We start from the raw sequence: 24,568 nt of genomic DNA, 5'->3' as shown, positions 1-24,568 counted from the left end.
CTGCTCACCGCCTGCGCGCTGCTGTCCTGCACCACCGCGGCGACCGGCGCGATCGGAGTCCACCAGGACATCGAGGTGGCCCAGGGCGACGCGGCCGGCCACTGAACGGCCTTCCCGTCCGCGGGCCGGGCACCGCGCGCCCGGGCCGCTGTAGGCTCCGGACCATGCGGATCTCCGTTTCCTCGGACATGGACGAACCCGTGGCCCGCGCCCTGGTCGCCGAGCTGGGACGGCGCGGCCACGAAGTGGCGGCGTACGGGGCGCTGCGCCCCGGTGACGACCCGCAGTGGGCGGCGTGCTCGGAGGCGGCCGCCCGGGAAGTCGCCGCGGGGCGGGCCGAGCAGGCGGTCGTGTGCTGCTGGACCGGCACCGGCGCCTCGATCGCCGCCAACAAGGTGCCCGGCGTACGGGCCGCCCTGTGCACCGACGCCTACACCGCGGACGGCGCCCGCCGCTGGAACGACGCCAACGTGCTCGCCCTCAGCCTGCGCCTGACGTCCGAACCGCTGCTCAAGGAGATCCTCGACGCCTGGTTCGCGGCCGAGGCCGGCGACGACGCCGAGGACCGCGAGAACCTGGCCCGCGTCGGCCGGCTGGACGCCGCGCGGGAGGCGTGACCGGCGGCGCCCGGGCGGGACGGGTGACCTCGGCTCAGGCGGCCGAGGCCAGTACCGTCACGCCCAGCGCGACCAGGGCGATCACCTTCAGCAGTTCGAGGGCGATGTAGGCGTGGTGGGCGCGGGAGCGGGGCGCCTGCTCACCGGCGAGGATCCGGTCGCTGCGCCGGTTGAGCACCGGGCGGACCGCGGCCAGCTGCACCACCAGCAGCACCACCGCGACCGCGGTGAGCGTGACGATCGCGGCGCCGGGCGATCCCACGGCGACCGCCGCCACGACGGCGGTGGCCAGGACCGCCTCGGCGATGTTCAGCGCGCGGAAGACCAGACGGCCGATGCCGAGGCCCAGCGCCACCGTCACGCCCGGCGCGCGGAACTTGAGCGGCGCCTCCAGGAACGAGATGGCCAGCACCATGCCCAGCCAGGTGAAGACGGCGGCGCCCGCCACCGCGGCCGGTACTGCGTTCACAGGGGGTCTCCGAAGGCTCGTCCGCACCGGCGCACGCACCCCCGACGCCCCGGAGGTGCGTGCACACATCCCGGCTCACGAGTGTGACCGACGCGTCCGAGGCCCCGTGCGGCGGGGTCGCACGGGCCGGGACCAGGGCGAAAGTCGCAGCCGGAGGCCGGACCAGGGACCGACAGACGGGAGCGGGCAGTGATCCCTAAGGTGAGGACATGCCTGAGACCGCCCCGTTCGACCTCGACACCTACCTCCAGCACATCGGATGGCAAGGGGAGCGCCGCCCCGACGCCGCGACCCTGCGGGGCGTGCACCTCGCCCACCTGCGGTCCGTCCCGTTCGAGAACCTGGACGCCCTCGGGGGCACCGCGCCGTCCCTCGCGATCGCCGACCTCACCGCGAAGCTGCTGGGCAGCCGGCGCGGCGGGTACTGCTACGAGCACAACACGCTGTTCGCCCACGCGCTGGAGGCGCTCGGATTCCGGGTGACGCGGCTGGCGGCCCGGGTCGTGGTGGGTGCCGACCGGCTGACGAGCCGCCCCCGCACGCACATGGCCCTGCTCGCCGAGGCCCCGGACGATGCACAGCCGTACCTCGCCGACGTCGGGTTCGGTGCGCTCGGCGCGCTGCTGGAGGCCGTTCCGCTCACGGCCGGCACCGAGTTCCGCGACGCCGGGCGGCGCCATCGGCTGCTCCAGGTCCCGCACGGCGGACCGCTGCCGATGTGGGTGCTCGAAGCCCACCGGCCGGCGAAGGCCGAGGCCACGGAGCGGTCCGGGGGGCCGGAGCGCACCGAGGCCCCGGACGGCGCCGGCAACGGCTGGGAGGCGCAGTACGCCTTCACCGTCGAGCCCTTCGAACACCCCGACTTCGAGGTCATCAACTGGCACATCGCCACCAACCCGCGCTCGCCGTTCAGCCGGCGCCTCCACGTGCAGCGGCTCACCCCGGACGGCGGCCACCTCTCCCTCGACGACCGGCTGCTGACCGCGACCGGCCCCGACGGCACCGTCACCGAGCGCGAGCTGGCGGACGACGCCGAGGCCCGCGATGTCCTGGACCGGAGGTTCGGCATCGCCGCCCCCGAGGGCCTGACCCTGCTGACCCGGCCGTGATCACCACGATCCGACGGGCCGTTGTCAGTGCCCGGAGCTAGTCTGCGGACAACTGACCATTCGCCCGATTCGGGGAGGTTCCCATGGCCTCGCGTCTCAACCCCTACCTCAGCTTCGACGGCGACGCCCGGCAGGCGCTGGAGTTCTACAAGGACGTCTTCGGCGGCACGCTCACCATGAACACCTACGGCGAGTTCGGCCACCCGGACGCCGCACAGGCCGACAAGATCATGCACGGCATGCTGGAGACGCCCGCCGGCTTCACGCTGATGGGCGCCGACACCCCGCCGGAGATGCAGCACAGGGCGGGCGACAACTACTCCGTGAGCATCAGCGGCGACGACGACAGCGAGCTGCGCGGCTACTGGGAGAAGCTGTCGGCCGGCGCGTCGGTGTCGGTGCCGCTGGAGAAGCAGATGTGGGGCGATGTGTTCGGCATGTGCACCGACCGGTTCGGCGTGCCCTGGATGGTGAACATCGCCCAGTCGCAGGGCTGAGCCGCCCGGCCGGTTTCACGCCGGGCGGCAGGCCGTCGCCGCCCCCGTTCACCGCGGCACATCCGAGCCGACCCACCGTCACCGTCCGGCGCGGCCCCCGCAGTTGTGCCAATACGCCACAAAGCCTTGACAACGTGCGCATACTCCCGCGACGTTTGGTCATGGTCGAGAAGTCCGCTTCGCGGCCGTCGGCGTCACGGGGGATGGGGGAGCGATCGCATGCGATCCGTCAGCAGCGCCGCGGAGATCACGATCCACAGAACGGGCGAGCTGACGCAGTCCCTGAGACGGGCGTGGCACCGGGCGATGGACGAGTCACCCGAGTACGCCAACCCCTTTCTGGCGCCCGAGTTCGCGATCGGCGTCGGCAGGTTCCGCGGCGGGGCCCGGGTGGCCGTCCTGCACGAGGACGGGGAGCCGGTCGGGTTCTTCCCGTACGAGCGCGGCACCCTCGGCGTCGGCCGGGCGATCGGGCTCGGCCTGTCCGACTGCCAGGCCCTGGTGCACCGGCCCGGGGTCGGCTGGGACACCCAGGACCTGCTGCGGGCCTGCGGGCTCGCCAGCTTCGAGTTCGATCACCTCGTCGCGGACCAGAAGCCGTTCGAGGCGTCGGTCACCGGCACCTTCGCCTCCCCGGTGATCGACCTGGAGTACGGCGACGACAGCTACCCGGAGTGGCTGCGCGCCACCTACCCGGGGCACGCCAGGACGACCCTGAAGAAGGAGCGCCGGCTGGGGCGGGACGCCGGTGAGGTCCGCTTCGTCTTCGACGAGCGCGACCCCGAGGTGCTGCGCACGCTCATGCGGTGGAAGTCCGCCCAGTACCGCCGCACGGGCCGGATGGACCGGTTCTCCCGGCCGTGGATCGTCGACCTGGTGGAGTACCTGTTCCAGGTCCGCGAGGCGTACTTCACCGGCGTGATGTCCGTGCTCTACGCGGGGGAGCGGCCGGTCGCGGTGCACTTCGGACCGCGCTCGCGCACGGTGCTCGCGGCCTGGTTCACCGCGTACGACCCCGGCTTCCACCGCTACTCGCCGGGCCTCATGATGCATCTGCGCCTCGCCGAGGCGGCCCGCCGGGAGGGGGTGCGGCTGGTCGACTGGGGCCGCGGCGACAAGGAGTACAAGGACTGGCTCAAGACCCGTGATCTGCGCGTCGCCGAGGGCTTCGCCACCCGGGCCCATCCGGTGGCCGCGGCCCACCGGATGGTGCGCAGACCGGTGCGGGGGCTGCGCAACACCGTGCTCGCCCACCCCGCCCTGCGCGAGCCGGCCGATCGCCTGCTGAGGACGGTCGGCGCCCTGCGCGCCCAGAAGGCGGCGCCCGACCGGATCGCGGTGCCCGGCCGGATCGGGGTGCCCGGCCCGGTCGCGGCGTCCGACTCGACGGCGGCGTCCGGAACGGACTGAGGCCGGCCCCGCATGCCGGAGGCCGGCGCCCCGGAACAGGGCGCCGGCCTCGTCGCTGCCGTGCGGGCGGGATCAGACCGCCGGGGCGGGGTACGTCGGGTACTCGACGCCCGAGACGTGCTGGACGACCCGGATGACCTGGCAGGAGTAGCCGAACTCGTTGTCGTACCACAGGTAGAGGATCGCGTTGTCGCCTTCGACCTTGGTGGCACCGGCGTCCACGATCGACGCGTGCCGCGAGCCGATGAAGTCGCTGGAGACCGCGTCGGGCGCGCTGATGAAGTCGATCTGGCGGCGCAGCGGCGAGGTCAGCGAGACGTCCCGCAGGTAGTCGAGGACCTCCTCGCGGGTGGTCTCGCGGGCCAGCTGCAGGTTGAGGATCGCGATCGACACGTCCGGCACCGGCACACGGATCGAGCTGCCGGTGATCCGCGCCTTGAGGTCCGGCAGGGCCTTGGCGACGGCCGAGGCGGCGCCGGTCTCGGTGATGACCATGTTCAGCGGCGCGCTGCGGCCACGGCGCTCGGACTTGTGGTAGTTGTCCAGCAGGTTCTGGTCGTTGGTGAACGAGTGGACGGTCTCCACGTGGCCGCGCTGCACGCCGTACTCGTCGTCCATCGCCTTCAGCGGCGGCACGATGGCGTTGGTGGTGCAGGAGGCGCAGGACAGGATCTGCTCGTCGGGCTTGATCGTGTCGTGGTTCACGCCGTGCACGATGTTCGGCACGTCGCCCTTGCCGGGGGCGGTCAGCACGACCTTGTCGACGCCCGGACGCAGGTGCTGCGAGAGACCCTCGCGGTCCCGCCACTTGCCGGTGTTGTCGATGAGGATCGCGTTCTTGATGCCGTACGCGGTGTAGTCGATCTCGCTCGGGTCGTTGGCGTAGATGACCTTGATCTCGTTGCCGTTGGCGAGGATCGTGCTGTTCTCCTCGTCCACGGTGATGGTGCCCTGGAACTGGCCGTGGATGGAGTCGCGGCGCAGCAGCGAGGCGCGCTTGACGATGTCCTGGGCGCCGCCGCCGCGCACCACGATGGCGCGCAGGCGCAGGCCGTTGCCGGAGCCGGCCTTCTCGATCAGCAGGCGGGCGACGAGGCGGCCGATGCGGCCGAAGCCGTAGAGCACGACGTCGCGGCCCTCGCGGCGCTCGATCTTGTTCGCGCCGGTGGCGCCGGCGACGGCCTCGGCGGTGAACTGCTCGACGCTCAGGCCGCGGTCGTCGCTCTTGTACGTCGCGGCGAGCATGCCGATGTCGATCTGGGACGGGCCGAGGTCGAGCGTGGTGAGCGCCTGCAGGAAGGGCATCGTCTCGGTGACCGAGAGCTCCTCACCGGCGATCTGCCGGGCGAATCGGTGGGTCTTGAGGATGCTCACCACCGACTTGTTCACCAGGGAACGGCTGTGCAGCAGGACCGTCACGTCCCGCTCCCGGTGGAGCTTTCCGATGATCGGGATCATCGACTCCGCGATCTCCTCGCGGTGGTTCCAGGTGGTGAACGAGTCGTCGTTGACAGTCACGGGTTCCGTCCAACTTTCGAGCTAGGTGGCGCTCATATGCTAACCGCACCGCCCGAGGGGTCCGTCAGGTGGTCCCCTTCACCGCTTCTTCACCCCTGACGGGACCGCGTTCACCGTGGCGCCGGGCCCGCGCTCAGCAGCAGGACGGTGATGTCGTCGCTGTAGCGGCCCGCAGGCCACGCACGGTCCACGAGACCGTCGAGCAGCCCCTCCAGGTCGCGGTGGTCCGCGCCGGCGAGGTGCGCCGCGAGGGCCGCGGTGACCTCGGTGGCGTCCGCGCCGGGGACCTCCACGAGACCGTCCGTGTACAGGGCCAGCACCGCACCCGGCGGCAGCCGCAGCGAGGTGGTCGGATAGCGGGCCCGGGTGTCCACGCCGAGCAGCGGACCGGGCTCCACCTCGACCAGCTCCGCCCGCCCCGGTCCGGTGCGCAGCAGCGGGGCGACATGGCCGGCGCTGGCCAGGGTGAGCAGATGCCGGTCCAGGTCGAGATGGACGTACAGGCAGGAGACGAGCAGCTCGGAGTCCAGGTCGGTGAGCAGTCGGTTGGTGCGGGCCAGCACCTGGCCCGGGTCCGCCCCGGAGGTCGCGTGGGCGTGGATGGCGGTGCGGACCTGGCCCATGAGGGCGGCCGCGGCGACACTGTGGCCCTCGACGTCCCCGATCACCGCGGCGGCCGTGCGCGAGTCCAGCCGCAGCACGTCGTAGAAGTCGCCGCCGATCTCCACGCCGTGCCCGGCGGGCAGGTACCGGGCGGCCACCGCCAGGCCCGGCAGAGTCGGCAGGGTGCGCGGCAGCAGGGAACGCTGGAGCTCCTGCACGAGGAGCTGCTTGGCGTCGTAGAGGCGGGCCCGCTCCAGGGCTTGGGCGATCAGACCCGCCAGCGAGGTCAGCACGGCCCGCTCGTCCGGGGTGAAGGCGTGCGGTCTGTCGTACGACAGGATGCAGCAGCCGACCGGCCGCCCGGTGACGATCAGCGGCAGGAAGGCCCACGCCTGCTTCCCGCTGATCCGCGGGGCGCGGGGATAGCCGGCCGCCAGGTCGGCGGCGGAGGAGAAGAACGCGGGTGCGCCGCTGGCGAGGACCTGGCCGGCCGGGGTGAGTTCGGTGTCGACCGGCAGCGCGTCGAGCCGCTCGACGGTGACCGGCGGGTACCCGTAATGGCCGATGATCTTCAGCCGGCCGGCGTCGGCCGCCGACAGCACCAGGGCCTGGGCGCCGAAGGCCGGCAGGATCTGTCCCCCGATCAGCGTGACCAGGTCCCGCACGCCCACCGTCTCGCCCAGCGCGGCCGCGAGGTGCACCAGCTGGTACAGGCGGCCGGTGGGGGCGATGCCCGGGCGGCGGGCCGGGGCCGCCGGGGCGCCGTCCGGCAGCGGTCCGCTCTGCGGCGTGACGCGCACGCTGATGCCGCTGGCGTCCGGGTACAGCTCGAAGGCCAGGCCCTCTCCGGCCGGGCGCAGGGCGGTGAAGAACACCGGGGCGCGGCTGACGACGGCGGTGCGGTAGTGGTCCTCGTAGCCGGGAGCGTCCAGCCAGGGCAGGGACTCCCAGGGCCGGGTGCCGAGCAGCCGGTCGGCGCCGCGGCCGAGCAGCCGGGCGGCCGTGCGGGACAGGAAGGTGATCCGGCCCTCCAGGTCGAGCGACAGGGCCCCCCACGGCAGCCGCTCCACGTAGTCCGCCGCGGCCAGGCCCGTCTGCAGCGGATGGTGCGCGGCGTCGACCGGGACGCTGCGCGGGCGTTCGGGCAGCGACGGCGGGTCGGGCCCGTCGTCGAGCAGCTGAGCCAGGCGGCGGGCGCCCGCGATGATCCGGGCGCGTTCGCGGGCGGTGGTGCGGCGGGGGTGGTCCGCCGGCCACATCAGCACGATGCCGCCCCAGCAGCCGTGCGCGCCGCGCACCGGCACCGCGGCGAGCGCGAAGGGGTACGGCAGCACGGCGGCGGCTCGCGGGTAGTGGCGGAGCATCTCTCCCTGGCTGCCGATCCACACCAGCCGGTCGTCGTGGATCGCGTCCGCGACCGGGACGGGGGCGTCCAGCGGCAGGCGCTGCCAGGGGGTGGTGAACTCCTCGGGCAGCCCGCACAGGGCCACCAGGCGCAGCATGGGCGGCAGGCTCTCGGCGCGGTTCTTCTCCTTCTCCGCGGGAGTGTCCGTACGCTCCCGCGCCTGGACCCGCGCATGCCCGTGCACGCCGGTCTCCGCATGCCCCTCCTCGTGCCGCCCCCGCGCCCGGTCCTTCGCCGCCTCGGCCGGGGCGTCCGCCGCCTCGTGCGGGCCGTCCGCCGGTTCGGGCCCGGCGTCCGGCTGCTCGCGCCGGGTGATCAGATACAGGCCGCCGATGGAGGCGCCGGTGCGGCGGACCGTGTCGGCCAGGGCCGCGTCCAAGGCGTGCTCCGGCGTTCCGGCGTCCGCGGGGCGGCCGACGGCCGCCGAGGGGCGCGGCTCGCTGTCACGTACGGAGTGCTCGCCGCCCATAGTCGGACGGTACGCCGGATGCGCCCGTACGGCCCAGCGCTCGCCGTCACCGGCCCCGGGCTCACCGGCCGCGCGCTCGCCGTCACCGGCGCCGGGCTCACCGGCCGCGTGCTCGCCGTCACCCGCCCCGCGCCCACCGGCGTCGGCTGTCTCACCGTCTCCGGTGCCGGCACCGCCGGCACCAGCACCGCCGTCGTCTCCGGCGCCGACGGTCACATCGTCGCCTGCACGGCCTCCTGGAAGGTCTTCATGCAGGGGAAGCAGTGCTTGTCGGTCTCGTCGGGGTCCTTGGGCTTCTCCTCCCGTTTCTCCATTCCGCACAGCGTGGAGGTCTTGTCGGTCGTCAGGACGTGCCACACCGGTTCACCCCGGGTGTCTGCGCCGCACCACATCTCGTGCATCTCAGCTACCTCGGTTCGGAATGGGGAGGGACTTCTCCATCCGAGCACGACGGCAGGAGCCCGGCCCACTGGTGGCACCCAGTCGGGTGACCGCGCTAGCGGCGCTGGACCGGGATCCCGGGCTGGGCCGTGCACCGAGGGGGCGGGATGTCGTGCGGGACAGGGCCCCGCTGGTGGGCGCGCAGGGCCAGGCTGACCAGGGTCATCAGCAGATCGATGTCCGTGTCGACCTCCAGACGCACCGTCACCCACTGCGCCCCCGGGACCAGCCGCACCGCGGTCGCGCTGCCGAGGTCCTGTTCGAAGCGCCGTATGGCCCAGGTGGTCAGGTGCAGGTCCACGTCGCGCTGGGTGTGGAAGTGGGCGATCTCGGCCTGGGCGGAACGCAGAGCGCGCCCGTTGCCGCAGCTCGGGGCGGTCTCGGAGAGATCCGCCCAGTTCGCCAGCCGGTCCATGGCTCGCAGGGCCAACGTCATGCGCTCATCATGGTGCGCTTACGGCCCGGACACCAAGGTGTGAGCGAGACGTAACCGAACCGCAGCCTGAGGGGTGCAACCGTACGGCCGAGTGGAATGTCCCTGTTGATGACACTTCCGTCCCCTCACCCACGTCAGAAAGCGGGGGGCGTCATGCAACCTCTTCCTCGCCGTGCGGCCGCCGTCGTGGCCGCGCTGATCGGACTTACCGCGGCCGGTGCCACGGCCTTTGCCGCTCCGCAGTCCTCTCCGGTGCCCAGGACCGCGCTGGTCACCAACGCCCGCTGGGCCGGTCACTGCACCTACGACCGGCTCGTGATCGACGTCCGGGGCGCCGTGCCCCGGGTGACCGTGGCGCCGGTCGGTCAACTGCGCTACGACGCCTCGGGCAAGCGGGTACCGCTTCCCGGGCACCACTTCCTCTCCCTCAGGCTGTCGCCCGCCGCCGCGCACGACGCGGCCGGGCGGAACGCGTACCGGGGGCCGCGTCTGGCCACCGTCCGGCTGCCTCAGCTGAGGGGCGTGGCGCTGACCGGCGACTTCGAAGGCGTGGTCTCCTTCGGTGCCGCCTTCCACAGCAGCCCCCACTACCGCGCCTACACGCTGCACTCCCCGGACCGTGTCGTCCTGGACGTCCGGCACGGCGACGTCTGCCGCTGATCAGTCCTGCCGGCACTCCTGAAGCCTGCGTCCGGCGTGGGCCAGGAACGCCTCCAAGGCCAGTTCGAAGGCGCGGTCGGCCCGGTGCGGGCCGGCCGCGTCCAAGGCCTCGGCCAGCCGCGGGGTGACCGAGGCGTCGCCCAGTTCCCACATCGCCTCGGGTGCGGCGAGGTCCAGGGCGGACCCCAGGACCACGTTCTCCAGCGCGACCAGCACCGGCATCACCTCGGACGTCGGGAAACCCGCGTCCAGCAGCACCGTGACGGCCCGCTCGTACTGCTCCAGCACCCGGGGCGCCCGCACGGGATTCGTCATCAGCAACGGGATCGCCCTCGGATGCGCCGCGAACGCCGCCCGGTAGGAGCGCGCCCACGCCGCCAGCGCCGCGTCCCAGGGCCGCGTGTCGAGCGTGGCGATGTCCATGTCCCGTGACACCCGCTCACGCAGCAGCTCCACGATGCCGTCGCGGCCGTCCACATGGTGGTAGACCGAGCCGGTCTGCACCCCGAGCCGTCGCGCGATCTGCGGGACGCTGAACTCGCCCTGCTCGTCCACGAGTTCCAGCGCCGTGGTGGTGATGCGCTCCCGGTCCAGCAGGGGTGTGCGCGGCCGTCCCATGTCTTGATCTTCCCCCTCGGGGTCTTCCCAGCTGTCTGAAGAGGAGGTTACATTGCGTAAACCGAAAGCCTTTCGGTTTACGGCGCCGGAGATCCCGCATGCCCGTGCCCCGCCCCCTGCCCGCAGCTCAGAAGGGCTTCGCCGTGCCCGACATCCCCACCCCGAACCCGCCCGCCGCAGCGCTGAGAAGCGGCTCCCTCGGCACCGCCGACATCGCGTTCTTCGTTGTCTCCGCCGCCGCCCCGCTCACCGTCATGGCCGGCGTCGCCCCGCTGGCGATCCTGCTCGGCGGGATCGGCGCACCCGTCGGCTATCTGCTGGCCGGTGTCACCCTCGCCGTCTTCGCGATCGGCTTCACCACCATGAGCCGCCACGTCCACGGCGGCGGCGCCTTCTACGCGTACATCACCCGCGGCCTCGGCCGCAGCGTCGGCGTCGGGGCCGCCCTGCTCGCCCTGGTCGGCTACAACGGCATGGAGATCGGCGTCTACGGCCTCCTCGGCACCGCCACCCGCGACACCGTCCACGCGCTGACCGGCTCGCACCTGCCCTGGCTCCCCGTCTCCCTGGCCGGCCTGCTGGTCATCGGCTACGGCGGCTACCGCTCGATCGACTTCGGCGCCAAGGTGCTCGGTGTCCTGCTGGTCGCCGAGACCGGCATCCTCGTGCTGCTCGCTGGCGGTGTCCTGCTCAAGGGCGGCGCGCACGGACTGTCCCTCGCCTCCTTCACCCCCGGCAACGTCTTCGTGCCCGGCACCGCCGCCGTCCTCGCGTTCGCCTTCGCCGCGTTCACCGGCTTCGAGTCGACCGTCATCTACCGCCGCGAGGCCCGCGACCCGGATCGCACGGTCCCGCGCGCCACCTACATCGCCGTCGGCTTCCTCGGTCTCTTCTACGCCTTCGTGGTCTGGATCGCCGTCCAGGCCTTCGGCGACAGCCACGTCGTGGAAGCGGCCGGGAAGGACCCCGCCGGGCTGTTCTTCTCCGCGATCACCACCTATGTGGGCGGCTGGGCGGCCGACGTCATGCACGTCCTCATCGTCACCAGCGTGCTCGCCTCCCTGCTGGCCTTCCACAACGCCATCAACCGCTACGGCCTCGCCCTCGCCGAGGAGGGTGTCCTGCCCAGGGCGCTCGCCCGGGTCCACTCCCGCCACGGCTCCCCGTACGTCGCCGGCATCGGCCAGACCGTGCTCGGCGCCGCCGTCGTGCTCGCCTTCGCCGCGGCCGGCGCCGACCCGTACGACCAGCTGCTGCTGTGGGTCAACACCCCCGGCATGCTCGGCCTGCTGGCGCTGCAACTGCTGGCCGCCCTCGCCATCCCCTTCTACTTCCGGCGCGTCCGGCACACCGAGGGCGTCCTGCGTACCGTCGTCGCACCCGTGGCCGCGGTGGTGCTGCTGGCGACCGCCATCGCCCTGGTGATCACCCACCTCGACCTGTTCACCGGCGCCTCCGCGACGGTGAACACCGTCCTCGCCGCCGTCGTTCCGGCCGTGTTCCTCATCGGGCTCGCCCTCGCCGCCTGGCTGCGCCGCCACCGGCCCAGCGTGTACGCCCACTTCGCCGCCGAACCCGGCAGCGATCCCGCGGCCGCCCCCGCCGAACCGGCCGCCCTCGCCCGCGACTGACCCGACCGCCCCGCCGAGCCCCAAGGAGCCCCATGCCCACCGCCGACCTCGTCCTCACCGGTGCCCGTGTCCGCACCCTCGACCCGGACCGGCCCGAGGCCCGCGCGGTCGCCGTCCGCGACGGACTGATCGCCTACGTCGGCGACGAGAGCGCCGTGCGCGACTGGTGCGGGGCCGGCACCGAGGTGGTGGACCTGGCCGGGGCGAGTCTGGTGCCCGGCCTGGTCGACGGGCACAGCCACCCGGTGTGGGGCCTGGAGATGACCTCCGGCACCGACCTGTCCCACGTCCGCGACCTCGACGGCCTGCGTGCCGCGCTCGCCACGGCGCCCCGCACGGACGGCTGGGTCCTCGGCTGGGGCCTGGACCACAACGCCTTCGGCGGCCACCCCGTCGACCGCGCCCTCGTCGAGGACGTCCTGGACGGCGCCCCGGCCTTCCTGCGCCTGTACGACGGCCACTCCGCCCTCGTCACCGGCGCCGCACTGAAGGCCGCCGGCATCACCGGCCCGCGCGCCTTCGCCCAGCGCTCCCACATCGCCACCGACGCCGACGGCCGGCTCACCGGGCACCTCGTCGAGCACGCCGCGATGGACCTCGTCCACGAGGTCGCACCCCGGCTGCCGTACGCCGAACGCCGTGCGCGGCTGGTCCAGTTGCTCGCCGGCATGGCCGCGACCGGCGTCACCGGCGCCCACGTCATGGACGGCGGTGACCCCGACCTGGTCGGTGCCGTCGCCGCGGAGACCGTCCTGCCGGTGCGGCTGCGCTTCGCCCCCTGGTGCATGCCCGGCGCCGACCGGGCCGCGCTGGAGGAACTCGTCGCCGCGCAGCGCCGGGGCGGACGGCACTGGCGGGTGGGCGGCGTGAAGTTCTTCATGGACGGCACCGTCGAGGGCGGCACCGCCTGGCTGGAGCACCCCGACTGCCACGGACAGGGCACCGAGGCCTTCTGGCCCGACCCCGAGGCCTACAGCGAGGCCGTGCGCTTCCTGCACCGCGCCGGGGTGCGCACCGCCACGCACGCCATCGGCGACGCCGCCGTGCGGCACGTCCTGGACACCGTCGAGGCGCTGGGAGAGGACGCCCGGTTCGCCCACCGGATCGAGCACATCGAGTCCGTGCCCGACGACACGGTCACCCGCTTCGCCGCGCTCGGCGTCATCGCCTCCATGCAGCCCCCGCACACCGCCTACACCCGCCCCGACCGCACCGACGAGTGGTCCACCCGCCTCGGCGGCACCCGCGCCGGGCGGGCCTGGCGGCTGCGCGACCTGCGCGACGCGGGCGCGGTCCTCGCCCTCGGCTCCGACTGGCCGATCGCCCACTACGACGCCCGCGCCGTGCTCGCCACGGCCCGCGCACCCCGCGGCGCCGCCTCCGACCGCGCCGGGCTGACGGGCCTGCAGGCCCTGGAGGGCTGCACCACCCACGCCGCGCTCGCGGCCGGGGAGCAGACCGTCGCCGGCCGTGTCGCCGTCGGGCTGCGCGCCGACCTGACCGCGCTCGGCGTCGATCCCGTCGAAGCCCCCGCCGACGAGGTCGCCGACGCCCCGGTGCCGCTGACCGTGACCGGCGGCCACATCGTGCACCGAACGGTGGGCTGAGCGCGCACAGTTGGCCGACGCGGGCCTACTGCCGTCGCGCCACCCCCGCCCACACTGCCGGTACGGACGGCAGGGGAGGCGGCGTGGCGGCTGGGCGTGGACGGGGCGGATCCGCTCGCGGGCGCGGGACGGCGGCGTACGGCGCGGGCCTGGCCGCCGTGCTGCTGGTGGCCGGTGCGGCGGCCGGCTGGGGGTACGCCCTCGCCGTGGTGCTCGCGGGCGGGCTGGCGGCGGGCGGCTGGTGGCTGTGGCGCACCGACCGCGGACTGCGCGGGCAGGACCGGCGGTGGCGGAGGGAACAGGCCGTGGAGGCCGGCCGGCGCAGCCTCACCGGCGTCGACGCCATGACCGGCGGCGAGTTCGAGGATCTCGTCGCCGCGCTGTGCCGGCGCGACGGATGCACCCGGGTGCGCCGCGTCGGCGGCGCCTACGACGGCGGCGCCGACGTCATGGGGCGGCTGCCGGACGGCCGCACGATGGTCGTCCAGTGCAAGCGGTACGCGCCGAGCCGTACCGTGGCCAGCCGCGAACTGCGCGATCTTCTCGGCGCCAAGGTGCATTTCGGCGCCGAGGTGGCCGTGTTCGTCACCACCACCCGGTTCAGCCGCCCCGCCGAGGACTTCGCCCGGTACAACGGCATCCTGGCCGTCCACCGCGACCTGCTCGGCCTGTGGCACAACGGCACCCCGCTGCCTGCCCTCGGCGCGGTGAGCGGTCACGGCCAGGGCGACGCCCGCCACCGGGCCCGCTGGAAGCAGGCATACGGCAAGTGAGGAGAGCCACCGGCCGCCGGCCCGCCGGGGGCGGACGCTCGGCATGCACCGGGCGGCGGCTGCCGTGTGCCGCGTCAGCGGGGCGCGGGCCCTCCGCCCGGCACACCCTGCGGGCGCCGCGACGCGCTCGCGCGCGGGGCCGGGCGCGTGTCGGTGCGGGGATGGGCCGGCGGGGTAACGCGGGTGAGGCGGGTCGTGGCCGAGGTGCGCCGGGGCGTCAGGCGGGCCACCTGGTCCGGGGCGAGGCCCAGCAGCCGGTCCACATCGCCCGGACCCACACTGAGAGTGTCGACCAGGATGCGCACGGCCGCCCCGACCGCCTCCCGTTCGGCGGCCACCGCGGCCTCCCGCCGACGGCGAGCCCCGGCCACGGCCTCCAGCTCGGGCGCCGGCTCCGGCAACACCAGGCGCACGGCTACCTGTTCCGGCGCCGTCCCCAGCGCCTGGGCGAGCGGACCGCGTGCCAGATCCTCCGCCTCGTCGAGCGTGCGGCACTGGGTGTGCGCGTCCAGGCCGGGGACGTCGACGGCCCACCAGCGGCCCATGCGGTGCAGACGCACCTCGTGACGGCTCGTCACGGACGACGAACCCGTCAGCCGAGACACACCACGAGCAGGCAGAGCTGCTGCTGCGACGGCGTCGTGCTCGACGGCGAGGTGTTCGGCGGAGCCGGAGCGGGCGTGGTGCCGCTCCCGGAGCCCGTGGGCGTCGACGGCTGCTGCGCCGACGTGGACGTGCCGCCGGGGTCGGTGACCGGGGCGCCGGACGGCTGCGGGAGCGAGGCGTGCTGCTGCCGCACTGTGGGGATCACCGGCTGCGCGGGGACCGCGGACCGCGGCCGGGCATGCGTCGTCGTCGGTACGGCGGCGGGCGCCCCGGCGCTGTCCGTGTGCCGGGCCGGGGGCGCGGTCGGCGCCGCGTGTCTCGGCGCCGCGTGGGTGGCGGGGCGCTGCGGCTCGGGGGCCACCGGAGGCGCGTAGGTCTGCGCCGGTACCTCGGCCACGTTCATGGTGTGGTCGTCCGGCGTGGTCGCTGCCTGCGCGCGGCTCCCGGAGCCGCGGTCCATCGCGGCCACCGTCAGCCCGCCGCCGACCAGCGCGACGGCGGTCGCCACCGCCGCCCGGCGCCGGTTCTTCTGCCAGCGGGCCCGCTGCCGGCGCCGCGCTGCCCGGCCGGACGGCGCGGAACCACCGTCGTACGCGACGTCCTGGGTGCCGCCCGTTGCGTCCTCGGCGACCGCGGCCGCCGGTTCCCAGACCGGCGCGCTGCCCGACGGCCCCTGGACCGGTGTGGTGCCCGGCCCGTCCCAGACCGGCGCGGTGTGCGCCGCCCCGCGGGCCGGCGCGATGCTCACCGCCTGTCCGGCCGGCGCCGTGGCGGCCGGCTCGGCGTCGAAGCCCGGGTCTATGTCCGGCGCGTAGGCGCCGCACCCCGGGCACACCAGGGCGCCGTTGAGGTGGCGGCGGCACGAGGAGCAGTAATCCATCGGCGTCTTCCTGACGGTGGTACGGACGGCCAGTCACGCTAACGAGCCTGTTGAAAGGCTGTGTGCAGTCCGTGTGAGACTCCTGCGCGGATTCTCCGGCGGCCCTGCGCGCGCCGGACACAGGGGACACCGGCGGCCGGTCCGCGTCGGCCGGCCCCCTGACGGTCAGGCCGTCTGCCGTGCCCACGGCCGCAGCTTCTGCGGGTTGCGGACCACCCAGATCCGGGTGACGCGATCGCCGCGGACGTCGAAGGCGGCCACGGTCGCGACGACGCCGGCGCGCCGGGCCACCAGGCCCGGCATGCCGTTGACCGACCGCTCCAGGAGTTCCAGGTCCGGAGCCTTGTCCGCGATGGCGGCCATGTACTGGGCGATGCGCGCACCGCCCTCGACGGGACGCAGCACCGTGCCGACCACGCCCCCGCCGTCGGCGGTCATCACGGCGGCCGGGTCGAGGAGCGAGACGAGGGCCGCGATGTCCTTGCTCTGCCACGCCTCCTTGACGTGCCGCACCACGTCGGCCCGCCCGGTCGCCGTCACCGCGGGGCGTGCCGACCCCACCCGCCGCCGGGCGGAGGAGGCCAGCTGCTTGCAGGCGGCGGGGCTGCGCTCCAGGACGCCGGCGATTTCGGCGAACGGATAGCGGAAGACGTCGTGCAGGACGAAGGCCACCCGCTCGGCGGGCGTCATCGACTCCAATACGACGAGGAACGCCATGGTCACCGACTCGTCGAGGACGATCTGATCGGCGGGGTCCGCGGGTCCGGAGGTGTCGGCGCCTCCGGCGTGGCGGCCCCACTCGGTGCGGTCGGGCAGGGGCTCGGGCAGCCACGCGCCGACATAGCGTTCCCGGCGGGCACGGGCCGAGCCGAGCACGTCCAGGCAGATGCGGCAGGTCACCGTCGTCAGCCAGGCGCCGGGGGACACGATCTCGGCCCGCCGGCCGGGCGACAGCCCGTACCAGCGGGCGTAGGCCTCCTGCACGGCGTCCTCGGCCTCGGCCAGGGAACCGAGCAACCGGTAGGCGACGTTGATCAGTTGCCGTCGCTCGCCGGATATCTCCTGCGCGCCGGTCCCGCCAGGTCCCATACGTGCGGCCGCCCCCTCGCCTTACCTTTCGCGGGCCCGTGTCGTCGGGCCGGTGAGACCTTATCGATCCACCGCCCGCGGGCGGAGAAGAAGGGGACCCGACATGGCCACCGAGGTGACGGCGAACTCCCGGCGCACATCCTCGTTCCTGAGGATCGCGCTCGCCGCGCAGACCCTGACCATCTTCCTCCAGGCGGTCTCCGCCGGACTGCTGCTGACCTCGTCCTACGGACAGACCCTGCACGGTGTGGGGGCGCGCGTCATGTACGCGGCGTCGATGCTGTACGTGCTCGCCGCGGTGCTGGCGTGGAAGCCGGGCGGCGACTCGCCCCGGCCGATCCTGTACGCGTCGGGATTCCTGGCGCTGGCCTCCGTCCAGGTCGTGCTCGGCATCGCGCATGTCCCCTCGGTCCACGTTCCGCTCGGTGTCCTGATGTTCGGCCTGAGCGTGCTGGCCCTGTCCCGACGCTGAAGGCCCCACGCCGGCGCGTCCGCAAGGGCTCCAGGGCTCGAGGACACGGCGAAGGGGTGGCAGCCCGTGAGCTGCCACCCCTTCGCCGTCAGGCCGGGAGTGCCGGGTCGGGGACCCGGTGTCAGGCGGCGACCGCCTCGCCCGCGTGGCCGTGCAGACGGGCGACGACCTCGGTCAGCTGCGCCGCGACCTCGGCGTCGTCCACCGGGTGGGTCTCGGCGAAGCGGGTCACCGAGCCGGGGATGGAGAGCTTGATGTCCTCGATCACCTTGCCGCCCGCGATGCCGACGGCCTTGCGGGTGTCGTCCTGCGCCCACACGCCGCCGTACTGGCCGAAGGCGGTGCCGATGACGGCCACCGGCTTGCCGCCGAAGGCGCCGGCGCCGTACGGACGCGACAGCCAGTCGATGGCGTTCTTCAGGACGGCCGGGATGGTGCCGTTGTACTCGGGGGAGAACAGCAGGAAGGCGTCGGCGGCCTGGGCGGCCGCGCGCAGCTCGGCGGCCGGGGCCGGGACGTTGCCCTCGATGTCGACGTCCTCGTTGTAGAAGGGGATGTCGGCCAGTCCCTCGAACAGCACGACCTCGGCGCCCTCGGGGGCGAGCTTGACGGCGGCCTCGGCGAGCTGACGGTTGTGCGAACCGGCGCGCAGGCTGCCGACCAGGGCGAGGATACGAACGGACATGGGAACTCCAAGGGCTGCTGAAAGACTGCTGTCAACGATCCGGACCGGGGTCCGTTTATTTTTCTATCACCCTAACCGGACCGCGGTCCAGTTTCATTCCCATGCTTTACGCTGAGTTCATGTCCGTGCCCCTGCCACCCGTTCCGCACCCCCAGGAGATGGACGGCGCACCCGACCTGATCGTCGGCGCACCCGACCTGCTCACCCTCGGAGCCGCCGACGACGAGCCGTGCCTGCGCGCCGACGCCGCCCGCAACCGCGCCAAGCTCCTCGACGCCGCCTCCCGGCTGATCGCCGAGCACGGCGTGGCCGGGGTCACGATGGAGGCCGTGGCGGCCGCCGCGAACGTCGGCAAGGGCACCGTCTTCCGCCGCTTCGGCGACCGCACCGGACTGCTGACCGCGCTGCTGGACCACTCCGAGCGCAAGTTCCAGGCCGCGTTCCTCAGCGGGCCGCCGCCGCTCGGTCCCGGCGCCCCGCCCGTGGAGCGGCTGCGCGCCTTCGGGTGCGCGCTGCTGCGCAGGACCGTCGCCGAGCTGGAACTGGAACTGGCCGCCGAACCGAGCCCGGACCGCCGCTATGTCGTGCCGCCGCGCCGGGTGCTGCACAGCCACGTCGCCCTGCTGCTGCGCCAGGCGGTCCCGGACGCCGACACCGAGCTGCTGGCGCACGCGCTGATGGGCCAGCTCAGCCCGTCCCTGGTGCACCACCTGACCCGCCAGTGCCGCATGCCCGTCGAGCGGCTGGAGGCGAGCTGGATGGACCTCGTCGACCGTGTCACCGGCACCGGCACCCGGTCCTGCTGCTGACACCGGTCCCCGCGGACCGCGCCGTGCGGCGGCCGCCTTCCACACCGCTGTAGCCGCCGCGCATCCGGTTCCCGCCGCGCCGTCCGGCCCCGGCTGATGAGCGGGGCGCCGATCGCCCGACCCGCCGGCGTGCCGACGGACTTCCGGATCATCCACCGGCCGCCGAGCCCCCGGGTCCGTCGCCCAGCCCGGGGCCCCGGCTCAGTCGTGCGCCACTCTCCAGCAGCCCGCGAGGCGCGTCCACGGCGCAGCATGCCGCCCCGGACAGGAGGGTCCCGGCCGCCTCTGCCAAGATGCCTACCGTCATGGTGCAGATACCGAACACGCCCCCGCCCGCGTCGCCCGCACCCCGCCCCGCCCCCACGAGCGCCGATGTCGCCCGGCTGGCCGGCGTCTCGCGCGCGACCGTCTCCTACGTGCTGAACAACACCAGCGCCGTACGGATCAGCGACGCCACCCGCCGCCGTGTGCACGAGGCCGCGAAAGAACTCGGCTACGTCCCGCACGCGGCCGCCCGCAGCCTGCGCGCCGGGCACAGCCGCATCGTCCTGATGCCCGCCCCCGCCATCCCCGTCGGCCCGCTGTACAGCGGCTTCCTCAACGAACTCCAGTGGGCGCTCGGCCGCCTGGACTACACCGTCGTGCAGTACGGCACGGTCGGCGTCCAGGGCGACGACGCCGCCCGCGCCTGGGCGGAACTGCGGCCCGTCGCCGTCCTCGTCCCCGGCACCGGCCTGGGCCCCGACGGCGTCGCCGTCCTCAAGCGGGCCGGCGCACGCGCCGTGCTCACGCTCGGCTCCGAGGCCGTCGAGGGCGCCCACGCCCTGCTGCTCGACCACGAGGGCGTCGGCCATGCCGCCGCCACCCATCTGTACGCCCGCGGACGGCGCCGGGTCGGTGTCGTCGTCCCCGAGGAACCGGGACTGGAGTCCTTCTCACGCCCCCGTCTGGAGGGCGCCCGCCGCGCCCTGCGGGGCACCGACGCCACGGTCACCGCGCTGCCCCTCGCCTACGAGGAGGAACCGGCCGCCCGGCTCGCGGCGCGCTGGCGTGGACTCGGGCTGGACTCCGTGTTCGCGTACAACGACGAGTACGCGATGCTGCTGATGCGCGCCCTGCAGGACGAGGGCGTGCGCGTGCCCGAGGAGACGGCGGTCGTCGGGGCCGACGACCTGATGCTGGGCCGGCTGCTGCGGCCGCGGCTGAGCACGGTCCACATCGAACTGCCGTCCGGGAGCGACCTCGCCGACCTGGTCGACCGCGCGGTCCGCGAGCCGGGTGCCGCACCCGGCGTCCACAAGGTGGTCGGCGCCTCGGTGGTGCACCGCGACTCCAGCTGAGAGGCGCGCGCGGGGCGGGCGGAGAGAGCGCACGAAAAAGGAGCCTCCGGCCCGGGCGCCCCCGTTCCGGCCGAAGACTCCTCCCATGCCGGCGGGCGAGCCGTAAACCCCTGCTGCCCCACGCCGGCGGACGAGCCGCGAAGTGCTACTGCCCCTGTCCCGCCTGGCCCTCCTGCGCCGCGATCGACTGGCGCACCTCGTCCATGTCGAGCTTGCGGGCCTGACCGATGACGTCCGCGAGGGCGGCCTCCGGCAGGGCACCGGGCTGGGCGAAGATCGCGACCTGGTCGCGCACGATCATCAGCGTCGGAATCGACTGGATCTGGAAGGCGGCGGCCAGCTCGGGCTGCGCCTCCGTGTCCACCTTGCCGAACACCAGGTCCGGGTTCTCCTCCGCGGCCTTCTCGTACACCGGCGCGAACTGACGGCACGGCCCGCACCAGGACGCCCAGAAGTCGATCAGGACGAAATCGTTGTCCGTGACCATCTGGTCGAAGTTCTCCTTGGTGAGCTCCACGGTGCTGCTCATGGCGTGCATCCCTCATTCCTGGTGTCGGGGGGCGGGCGTCGGCACAACACAGCCGACGACGTGCGTATTCCGCGCACGTACCCATGTGGCCAGGGCGCACACCTGTGTCCCGAGGGCGCACACCCGCGCCGCGATCCGGCGGTTTGGTGGCCCGGACGCCCGCCACCGACCAGACTGACCCCATGACGGAAACGGAAACGATCGCGTACGACGTCGTGGTGCTCGGTGGCGGACCCGTGGGGGAGAACGTCGCCGACCGCGCCCGCGCGGCCGGCCTCACCACCGCGGTCGTGGAGAGCGAACTCGTCGGCGGTGAGTGCTCGTACTGGGCGTGCATGCCCAGCAAGGCCCTGCTGCGCCCGGTCATCGCCCACGCCGATGCCCGGCGGACCCCGGGCCTGCGACGTGCGGTGCAGGGCCCGCTGGACGCGGCCGAAGTGCTCGCCCACCGCACCTATGAGACCTCCGACTGGAACGACGAGGGCCAGGTCCGCTGGCTGGAGGGCATCGGCGCCGACCTGTACCGCGGACACGGCCGTCTCGCCGGTCCCCGCACCGTCGAGGTCACCGCGCCCGACGGCACCCGCCATACCCTCACCGCCCGGCACGCCGTCGCCGTGTGCACCGGCACCCGGGCCCAGCTGCCCGGCCTGCCCGGACTCGCCGACGTCAAGCCGTGGACCAGCCGCGAGGCGACCAGCGCCAAGGAGGTCCCGGGCCGGCTGATCGTGGTCGGCGGGGGAGTGGTGGCCACCGAGATGGCCACCGCGTGGCAGGGTCTCGGCGTACAGGTCACGCTCCTCGTGCGGGGCAAGGGCCTGCTCAACCGGATGGAGCCGTTCGCCGGCGAGCTGGTCGCCGAGGCCCTCACCGAGGCCGGCGCCGACGTGCGAACCGGCACCTCCGTGGAGTCCGTCAGCAGGCAGAACGGCACCGTCGTGGCCGTCACCGGCTCCGGCGACCGGATCGAGGCCGACGAGATCCTCTTTGCCACCGGCCGCGCCCCGCGCACCGACGACATCGGCCTGGACACCGTCGGCCTGAAGCCCGGCGCCTGGCTGGAGACCGACGACAGCCTCCGCGTCACCGGCACCGACTGGCTGTACGCGGTCGGCGACGTCAACCACCGTGCCCTCCTCACCCACCAGGGCAAGTACCAGGCGCGGATCGCCGGCGCCGCGATCGCCGCCCGCGCCGCCGGCGACGAGCTGCCCGAGCACGAGCCCTGGGGCGCCCACTCCGCCACCGCCGACCACCACGCCGTACCGCAGGTCGTCTTCACCGATCCGGAGGCCGCCGCCGTGGGCCTCTCCCTGGCCGAGGCGGAACAGGCCGGGTACCGGGTGCGCGCCGTCGACGTCGAGATGGCGTCGGTCGCCGGGGCCGGTCTGTACCGCGACGGCTACAAGGGCCGCGCCCGTATGGTCGTCGACCTCGAGGACGAGATCCTGCGCGGGGTCACCTTCGTCGGCCCCGGCGTCGGCGAGCTGATCCACTCGGCGACCGTCGCCGTCGCCGGTCAGGTCCCCATCGGACGGCTGTGGCACGCGGTGCCGTCCTACCCGACGATCAGCGAGGTGTGGCTGCGGCTGCTCGAGGCCTACCGGGGCTGAACGCACGGGGGCGCCGGTCGCTCGGGCGGGCCGGCGCCCGGCTGCCGCGCCTCAGCGCGGCAGCCGGAAGCCGAGCTCCCGGGCGGCCGTGTCGGGCGTCGGCTGGTTCCACCGCCCGGCCATCGCCTCGTTCGACGACAGGGACCGAGGCTCGGCGCGGTCCAGGTACAGCGTGCCGTCGAGATGATCGGTCTCGTGCTGCACGATCCGCGCCGGCCAGCCCGTGAACACCTCGTCCACGGCCCGGCCGTGCTCGTCCTCGGCGGTCAGCCGCACGCGCGCGTGCCGCGCCACGACCGCCTGCCAGCCGGGCACGCTGAGACAGCCTTCGAAGAAGGCGGCACGCTCGGGCCCGATGGGCTCGTACGAGGGATTCACCAGCACCCGGAACGGCTGCGGCACGCGTCCCCGCGCCACCCGGACCTCCTCGGTGACCGGCGCGGGGTCCTCGATCACCGCGATCCGCAGCGCCACACCCACCTGCGGCGCGGCCAGCCCGACGCCCGGCGCCGCGCGCATGGTGAGGCGCAGCGCCTCGACGAAGCGGGCGAGCAGCGCGGGGGCGAGCTGTCCGTCGTAGCGTTCGGTGCCGCTGCGCAGCACGGGGTCACCGGCCGCGACGATGGGCAACGGGCCGCCGGGGGCGAGCAGTTCCTCGATCCGCTCGGCCAGGGTCGCGTGATCACGGGGAGAGGCCATCGCGCCAGCATGCCATGGCCCGGAGAGCGGACAGGCGGCCTCCGGGCCACGGCGACGGACTCACTCCTCCTCGAAGTCCCCGGCGAGGGCGGAGGCGATCCGCAGATGGGTGTCGGCCTCCTCGCCGCGTCCCTGCCGCTCGAGGGTGCGGCCCAGCATCAGCCGGGCGTAGTGCTCCACCGGGTCACGCTCCACGATGAGCCGCAACTCGCTCTCGGCACGCCGAAGTTGCGCGGAGTGGTAGTAGGCGCGGGCCAGCAGCAGGCGCGGCCCGGTCTGCTCCGGCACCTCCTCGACCAGCGGACCCAGCACCCGCGCCGCGGCGGCGTAGTCCTTGGCGTCGAAGAACATCCGGGCGCGCTCCCAGCGCTCCGCGGGCGTTCCGTGGGTGTAGTACGCGGACTCCTGCGACTGCTGCGGCTCCTGCGCCTCATTGAACATGCTCTGCACGGCCGACCTCCTTCGCGGCCGACAACCCACGCCGTTGGTTCAATATTCCACTACTTGTGTCCGAGGGTGCGCAGCTCCGCGTTCGCCCGCTCGGTCACCAGGGCGAGCACCCGGCCGGCCGCGGCCCGGTCCGCCTCGGGGATGTCCGCCCAGATGCGCGCCGAGGCCCGCGCGGTCTCGGCGGCCCCCGCGTCGTACAGCGCCCGGCCGTCCGTCGTCATCCGGACGGTGCCCGTGTCGTCGACGGTGAGCAGTCCCCGTCCGGTCAGCGCGTCGACGGTCCGTTCCGCCTCCTCCGCGGTGATCTTGACGGCGTCGACGGCGCTCCGGACGAGCCGGTCGAACGAGAGCGGCTCCTCGGCCGCGGCGACCTGCCGCAGCACGGTGGTCTCCAGGAAGCTCAGGCCGTGGCGGCCCATCACCTGCTCCAGGACCGCGCGAGCGGCGTAGTGGGCCAGGCCGATGGCGCGGCTGTCGGCGAGCGGTGCGGTGGTGGTCATGACTGCTCCTTGTCGGGGTCTGCGTGGACGTTCGACGGATCGAGCGGTGTGTCGAGCAGGGCCGTCAGTTCGCTCGTGAACCGCCGGGTGCGGGCGCTGCCGAGGCCGCCGAGCGGCTGCAGCAGCTGGTCGAGCAGCCCCTGGACGACCTCGATCGCCCGCTCGGCGGTCGCCCGCCCCTGGGCGGTCAGCGCGAGCTGGACCGCGCGGGGGTCGCGCGGATCGCGGGCGCGCTCCAGCAGCCCGGCGGCCTCGAGGGAACGGGCCAGCTTCGACACGTAGAGCGGCTCCAGCCCCGTGTGGTCGGCGAGGCGCCGCTGACTGGGCCGCTCGCCGGTGCGCCACATGCCGTACAGCGAGGCCACGAGCGAGTACTGCGCGTGGGTCAGCCCCAGGGGGGCGACGGCGCGATCGACGGCGACCCGCCACTTCGTCGACAGGCGCCACACCAGGTAACCAGGGGTCGGACCGTCGTCCGTGTTGCTGCTCATGGCATTTACTGTACATGGCTACTATGTCCATGGCTACTATGTTCCTGAGGGTGCGACGGCTGTCCGTCCACGGCCACCGCATGGCGGGCACCGCCGGCATCGCACGCACAGGTGGTGCCCGGCCGACGGACTGACGGGGCGG

27 protein-coding genes are annotated in these 24,568 nt (G+C 73.9%); 12 read left to right on the top strand and 15 right to left on the bottom strand.

Annotated features, from left to right (window positions below; translation table 11 throughout):
- Nucleotides 1–164 precede the first annotated feature (164 nt).
- Nucleotides 165–617, top strand: a complete 453-nt coding sequence (locus AB0E88_RS29215; protein ID WP_361636650.1) for an RpiB/LacA/LacB family sugar-phosphate isomerase — start codon at nucleotides 165–167, stop codon at nucleotides 615–617.
- A 34-nt stretch (nucleotides 618–651) separates the two neighbouring features.
- Here the strand turns inward: AB0E88_RS29215 and AB0E88_RS29210 are convergent, their stop codons facing one another.
- The gene (locus AB0E88_RS29210) at nucleotides 652–1,086 is read right to left on the bottom strand and encodes a hypothetical protein (RefSeq protein ID WP_361636647.1); all 435 of its coding nucleotides are present in this window, start codon (nucleotides 1,084–1,086) and stop codon (nucleotides 652–654) included.
- A gap of 209 nt (nucleotides 1,087–1,295) precedes the next feature.
- Here AB0E88_RS29210 and AB0E88_RS29205 point away from each other — a divergent pair, with 209 nt between their 5' ends.
- From AB0E88_RS29205 to AB0E88_RS29195, 3 genes are all read left to right on the top strand, one after another.
- Nucleotides 1,296–2,195, top strand: coding sequence for an arylamine N-acetyltransferase (locus tag AB0E88_RS29205; protein WP_361636644.1), 900 nt, complete (start codon nucleotides 1,296–1,298; stop codon nucleotides 2,193–2,195).
- 83 nt (nucleotides 2,196–2,278) lie between these two features.
- Complete coding sequence (locus AB0E88_RS29200; RefSeq protein WP_361636641.1) at nucleotides 2,279–2,692, top strand: VOC family protein; 414 nt, start codon at nucleotides 2,279–2,281, stop codon at nucleotides 2,690–2,692.
- A 219-nt stretch (nucleotides 2,693–2,911) separates the two neighbouring features.
- Nucleotides 2,912–4,102: a GNAT family N-acetyltransferase gene (locus AB0E88_RS29195; protein ID WP_361636638.1), complete on the top strand. Its 1,191-nt coding sequence runs from the start codon at nucleotides 2,912–2,914 to the stop codon at nucleotides 4,100–4,102.
- 72 nt (nucleotides 4,103–4,174) lie between these two features.
- On the opposite strand, the gene AB0E88_RS29190 is transcribed toward AB0E88_RS29195, so the two are convergent.
- The 4 genes from AB0E88_RS29190 to AB0E88_RS29175 form a co-directional block, all read right to left on the bottom strand.
- The gene (locus AB0E88_RS29190) at nucleotides 4,175–5,620 is read right to left on the bottom strand and encodes a glyceraldehyde-3-phosphate dehydrogenase (RefSeq protein ID WP_361636635.1); all 1,446 of its coding nucleotides are present in this window, start codon (nucleotides 5,618–5,620) and stop codon (nucleotides 4,175–4,177) included.
- A 110-nt stretch (nucleotides 5,621–5,730) separates the two neighbouring features.
- Nucleotides 5,731–8,313, bottom strand: a complete 2,583-nt coding sequence (locus AB0E88_RS29185; protein WP_361636632.1) for a SpoIIE family protein phosphatase — start codon at nucleotides 8,311–8,313, stop codon at nucleotides 5,731–5,733.
- A complete protein-coding gene (locus AB0E88_RS29180; protein ID WP_361636629.1) occupies nucleotides 8,310–8,498 on the bottom strand; it encodes a hypothetical protein in 189 nt (62 codons plus the stop codon). Before AB0E88_RS29180 ends, AB0E88_RS29185 begins: the two co-directional genes overlap by 4 nt.
- A gap of 95 nt (nucleotides 8,499–8,593) precedes the next feature.
- Nucleotides 8,594–8,974, bottom strand: a complete 381-nt coding sequence (locus tag AB0E88_RS29175; protein WP_361636626.1) for a luciferase family protein — start codon at nucleotides 8,972–8,974, stop codon at nucleotides 8,594–8,596.
- A gap of 153 nt (nucleotides 8,975–9,127) precedes the next feature.
- Here AB0E88_RS29175 and AB0E88_RS29170 point away from each other — a divergent pair, with 153 nt between their 5' ends.
- Complete coding sequence (locus AB0E88_RS29170; RefSeq protein ID WP_361636623.1) at nucleotides 9,128–9,634, top strand: hypothetical protein; 507 nt, start codon at nucleotides 9,128–9,130, stop codon at nucleotides 9,632–9,634.
- On the opposite strand, the gene AB0E88_RS29165 is transcribed toward AB0E88_RS29170, so the two are convergent.
- Nucleotides 9,635–10,252 (bottom strand): TetR/AcrR family transcriptional regulator C-terminal domain-containing protein, encoded by a 618-nt coding sequence (locus tag AB0E88_RS29165; protein WP_361636621.1) that lies wholly within the window; start codon nucleotides 10,250–10,252, stop codon nucleotides 9,635–9,637.
- Between the two features lie 98 nt (nucleotides 10,253–10,350).
- Between AB0E88_RS29165 and AB0E88_RS29160 the strand changes: the two genes are divergently transcribed.
- The 3 genes from AB0E88_RS29160 to AB0E88_RS29150 all read left to right on the top strand — a co-directional run bounded on the left by AB0E88_RS29160 (nucleotide 10,351) and on the right by AB0E88_RS29150 (nucleotide 14,263).
- Nucleotides 10,351–11,883, top strand: a complete 1,533-nt coding sequence (locus AB0E88_RS29160; RefSeq protein WP_361636618.1) for an APC family permease — start codon at nucleotides 10,351–10,353, stop codon at nucleotides 11,881–11,883.
- Nucleotides 11,884–11,915: 32 nt separating this feature from the next.
- Nucleotides 11,916–13,490, top strand: coding sequence for an amidohydrolase (locus tag AB0E88_RS29155; protein WP_361636615.1), 1,575 nt, complete (start codon nucleotides 11,916–11,918; stop codon nucleotides 13,488–13,490).
- Nucleotides 13,491–13,573: 83 nt separating this feature from the next.
- Nucleotides 13,574–14,263, top strand: coding sequence for a restriction endonuclease (locus AB0E88_RS29150; protein ID WP_361636613.1), 690 nt, complete (start codon nucleotides 13,574–13,576; stop codon nucleotides 14,261–14,263).
- A gap of 74 nt (nucleotides 14,264–14,337) precedes the next feature.
- On the opposite strand, the gene AB0E88_RS29145 is transcribed toward AB0E88_RS29150, so the two are convergent.
- The 3 genes from AB0E88_RS29145 to sigJ form a co-directional block, all read right to left on the bottom strand.
- On the bottom strand, nucleotides 14,338–14,841 hold the full coding sequence (locus AB0E88_RS29145) for a hypothetical protein (protein ID WP_361636611.1): 504 nt from the start codon (nucleotides 14,839–14,841) through the stop codon (nucleotides 14,338–14,340).
- 14 nt (nucleotides 14,842–14,855) lie between these two features.
- Entirely contained in the window at nucleotides 14,856–15,749 is an 894-nt protein-coding gene (locus AB0E88_RS29140; protein WP_361636608.1) for a hypothetical protein, read from the bottom strand.
- A gap of 165 nt (nucleotides 15,750–15,914) precedes the next feature.
- On the bottom strand, nucleotides 15,915–16,838 hold the full coding sequence (gene sigJ, locus AB0E88_RS29135) for an RNA polymerase sigma factor SigJ (RefSeq protein WP_361636606.1): 924 nt from the start codon (nucleotides 16,836–16,838) through the stop codon (nucleotides 15,915–15,917).
- A gap of 103 nt (nucleotides 16,839–16,941) precedes the next feature.
- On the opposite strand from sigJ, the gene AB0E88_RS29130 reads away from it, so the two are divergent.
- The gene (locus AB0E88_RS29130) at nucleotides 16,942–17,310 is read left to right on the top strand and encodes a hypothetical protein (protein WP_361636603.1); all 369 of its coding nucleotides are present in this window, start codon (nucleotides 16,942–16,944) and stop codon (nucleotides 17,308–17,310) included.
- Between the two features lie 121 nt (nucleotides 17,311–17,431).
- Here the strand turns inward: AB0E88_RS29130 and AB0E88_RS29125 are convergent, their stop codons facing one another.
- Nucleotides 17,432–17,995 (bottom strand): NAD(P)H-dependent oxidoreductase, encoded by a 564-nt coding sequence (locus AB0E88_RS29125; protein WP_361636600.1) that lies wholly within the window; start codon nucleotides 17,993–17,995, stop codon nucleotides 17,432–17,434.
- Nucleotides 17,996–18,114: 119 nt separating this feature from the next.
- Here AB0E88_RS29125 and AB0E88_RS29120 point away from each other — a divergent pair, with 119 nt between their 5' ends.
- On the top strand, nucleotides 18,115–18,804 hold the full coding sequence (locus AB0E88_RS29120) for a helix-turn-helix domain-containing protein (RefSeq protein WP_361636597.1): 690 nt from the start codon (nucleotides 18,115–18,117) through the stop codon (nucleotides 18,802–18,804).
- A gap of 293 nt (nucleotides 18,805–19,097) precedes the next feature.
- Nucleotides 19,098–20,144: a LacI family DNA-binding transcriptional regulator gene (locus AB0E88_RS29115; protein WP_361636594.1), complete on the top strand. Its 1,047-nt coding sequence runs from the start codon at nucleotides 19,098–19,100 to the stop codon at nucleotides 20,142–20,144.
- A gap of 145 nt (nucleotides 20,145–20,289) precedes the next feature.
- On the opposite strand, the gene trxA is transcribed toward AB0E88_RS29115, so the two are convergent.
- Nucleotides 20,290–20,673 carry a thioredoxin gene (gene trxA, locus AB0E88_RS29110; protein ID WP_361636592.1) on the bottom strand — a complete coding sequence of 128 codons (384 nt, stop codon included), beginning with the start codon at nucleotides 20,671–20,673 and terminating at the stop codon, nucleotides 20,290–20,292.
- Between the two features lie 182 nt (nucleotides 20,674–20,855).
- Between trxA and AB0E88_RS29105 the strand changes: the two genes are divergently transcribed.
- The gene (locus AB0E88_RS29105) at nucleotides 20,856–22,286 is read left to right on the top strand and encodes an NAD(P)/FAD-dependent oxidoreductase (protein ID WP_361636589.1); all 1,431 of its coding nucleotides are present in this window, start codon (nucleotides 20,856–20,858) and stop codon (nucleotides 22,284–22,286) included.
- Nucleotides 22,287–22,337: 51 nt separating this feature from the next.
- Here the strand turns inward: AB0E88_RS29105 and AB0E88_RS29100 are convergent, their stop codons facing one another.
- From AB0E88_RS29100 to AB0E88_RS29085, 4 genes are read right to left on the bottom strand one after another with little or no spacing between them, the layout of a single operon-like run.
- Entirely contained in the window at nucleotides 22,338–22,985 is a 648-nt protein-coding gene (locus AB0E88_RS29100) for a peptide deformylase (protein ID WP_361636586.1), read from the bottom strand.
- Between the two features lie 60 nt (nucleotides 22,986–23,045).
- A complete protein-coding gene (locus AB0E88_RS29095; protein WP_361636653.1) occupies nucleotides 23,046–23,426 on the bottom strand; it encodes a tetratricopeptide repeat protein in 381 nt (126 codons plus the stop codon).
- 59 nt (nucleotides 23,427–23,485) lie between these two features.
- Nucleotides 23,486–23,935 carry a MarR family transcriptional regulator gene (locus AB0E88_RS29090; protein ID WP_361636583.1) on the bottom strand — a complete coding sequence of 150 codons (450 nt, stop codon included), beginning with the start codon at nucleotides 23,933–23,935 and terminating at the stop codon, nucleotides 23,486–23,488.
- On the bottom strand, nucleotides 23,932–24,426 hold the full coding sequence (locus AB0E88_RS29085) for a MarR family transcriptional regulator (protein WP_361636580.1): 495 nt from the start codon (nucleotides 24,424–24,426) through the stop codon (nucleotides 23,932–23,934). Before AB0E88_RS29085 ends, AB0E88_RS29090 begins: the two co-directional genes overlap by 4 nt.
- Between the last annotated feature and the right edge of the window lie 142 nt (nucleotides 24,427–24,568).

This window comes from Streptomyces sp. NPDC028635 (assembly GCF_040637635.1).
Taxonomy (GTDB): Bacteria; Actinomycetota; Actinomycetes; order Streptomycetales; family Streptomycetaceae; genus Streptomyces.
The sequence above is the reverse complement of the archived record's forward strand: the minus strand, read 5'-3'. Positions and strand labels throughout refer to the sequence as shown.

What these genes read in the sequence shown, in the direction of transcription:
- AB0E88_RS29215 (WP_361636650.1), top strand. Translation starts at nt 165, where the DNA reads ATGCGGATCTCCGTTTCCTCGGACATGGACGAACCCGTGGCCCGCGCC.
- AB0E88_RS29205 (WP_361636644.1), top strand. Translation starts at nt 1,296, where the DNA reads ATGCCTGAGACCGCCCCGTTCGACCTCGACACCTACCTCCAGCACATC.
- AB0E88_RS29200 (WP_361636641.1), top strand. Translation starts at nt 2,279, where the DNA reads ATGGCCTCGCGTCTCAACCCCTACCTCAGCTTCGACGGCGACGCCCGG.
- AB0E88_RS29195 (WP_361636638.1), top strand. Translation starts at nt 2,912, where the DNA reads ATGCGATCCGTCAGCAGCGCCGCGGAGATCACGATCCACAGAACGGGC.
- AB0E88_RS29180 (WP_361636629.1), bottom strand. Translation starts at nt 8,498, where the DNA reads ATGCACGAGATGTGGTGCGGCGCAGACACCCGGGGTGAACCGGTGTGG.
- AB0E88_RS29175 (WP_361636626.1), bottom strand. Translation starts at nt 8,974, where the DNA reads ATGACGTTGGCCCTGCGAGCCATGGACCGGCTGGCGAACTGGGCGGAT.
- AB0E88_RS29170 (WP_361636623.1), top strand. Translation starts at nt 9,128, where the DNA reads ATGCAACCTCTTCCTCGCCGTGCGGCCGCCGTCGTGGCCGCGCTGATC.
- AB0E88_RS29165 (WP_361636621.1), bottom strand. Translation starts at nt 10,252, where the DNA reads ATGGGACGGCCGCGCACACCCCTGCTGGACCGGGAGCGCATCACCACC.
- AB0E88_RS29160 (WP_361636618.1), top strand. Translation starts at nt 10,351, where the DNA reads ATGCCCGTGCCCCGCCCCCTGCCCGCAGCTCAGAAGGGCTTCGCCGTG.
- AB0E88_RS29155 (WP_361636615.1), top strand. Translation starts at nt 11,916, where the DNA reads ATGCCCACCGCCGACCTCGTCCTCACCGGTGCCCGTGTCCGCACCCTC.
- AB0E88_RS29140 (WP_361636608.1), bottom strand. Translation starts at nt 15,749, where the DNA reads ATGGATTACTGCTCCTCGTGCCGCCGCCACCTCAACGGCGCCCTGGTG.
- sigJ (WP_361636606.1), bottom strand. Translation starts at nt 16,838, where the DNA reads ATGGGACCTGGCGGGACCGGCGCGCAGGAGATATCCGGCGAGCGACGG.
- AB0E88_RS29130 (WP_361636603.1), top strand. Translation starts at nt 16,942, where the DNA reads ATGGCCACCGAGGTGACGGCGAACTCCCGGCGCACATCCTCGTTCCTG.
- AB0E88_RS29125 (WP_361636600.1), bottom strand. Translation starts at nt 17,995, where the DNA reads ATGTCCGTTCGTATCCTCGCCCTGGTCGGCAGCCTGCGCGCCGGTTCG.
- AB0E88_RS29120 (WP_361636597.1), top strand. Translation starts at nt 18,115, where the DNA reads ATGTCCGTGCCCCTGCCACCCGTTCCGCACCCCCAGGAGATGGACGGC.
- AB0E88_RS29115 (WP_361636594.1), top strand. Translation starts at nt 19,098, where the DNA reads ATGCCTACCGTCATGGTGCAGATACCGAACACGCCCCCGCCCGCGTCG.
- trxA (WP_361636592.1), bottom strand. Translation starts at nt 20,673, where the DNA reads ATGAGCAGCACCGTGGAGCTCACCAAGGAGAACTTCGACCAGATGGTC.
- AB0E88_RS29105 (WP_361636589.1), top strand. Translation starts at nt 20,856, where the DNA reads ATGACGGAAACGGAAACGATCGCGTACGACGTCGTGGTGCTCGGTGGC.
- AB0E88_RS29100 (WP_361636586.1), bottom strand. Translation starts at nt 22,985, where the DNA reads ATGGCCTCTCCCCGTGATCACGCGACCCTGGCCGAGCGGATCGAGGAA.
- AB0E88_RS29095 (WP_361636653.1), bottom strand. Translation starts at nt 23,426, where the DNA reads ATGTTCAATGAGGCGCAGGAGCCGCAGCAGTCGCAGGAGTCCGCGTAC.
- AB0E88_RS29090 (WP_361636583.1), bottom strand. Translation starts at nt 23,935, where the DNA reads ATGACCACCACCGCACCGCTCGCCGACAGCCGCGCCATCGGCCTGGCC.
- AB0E88_RS29085 (WP_361636580.1), bottom strand. Translation starts at nt 24,426, where the DNA reads ATGAGCAGCAACACGGACGACGGTCCGACCCCTGGTTACCTGGTGTGG.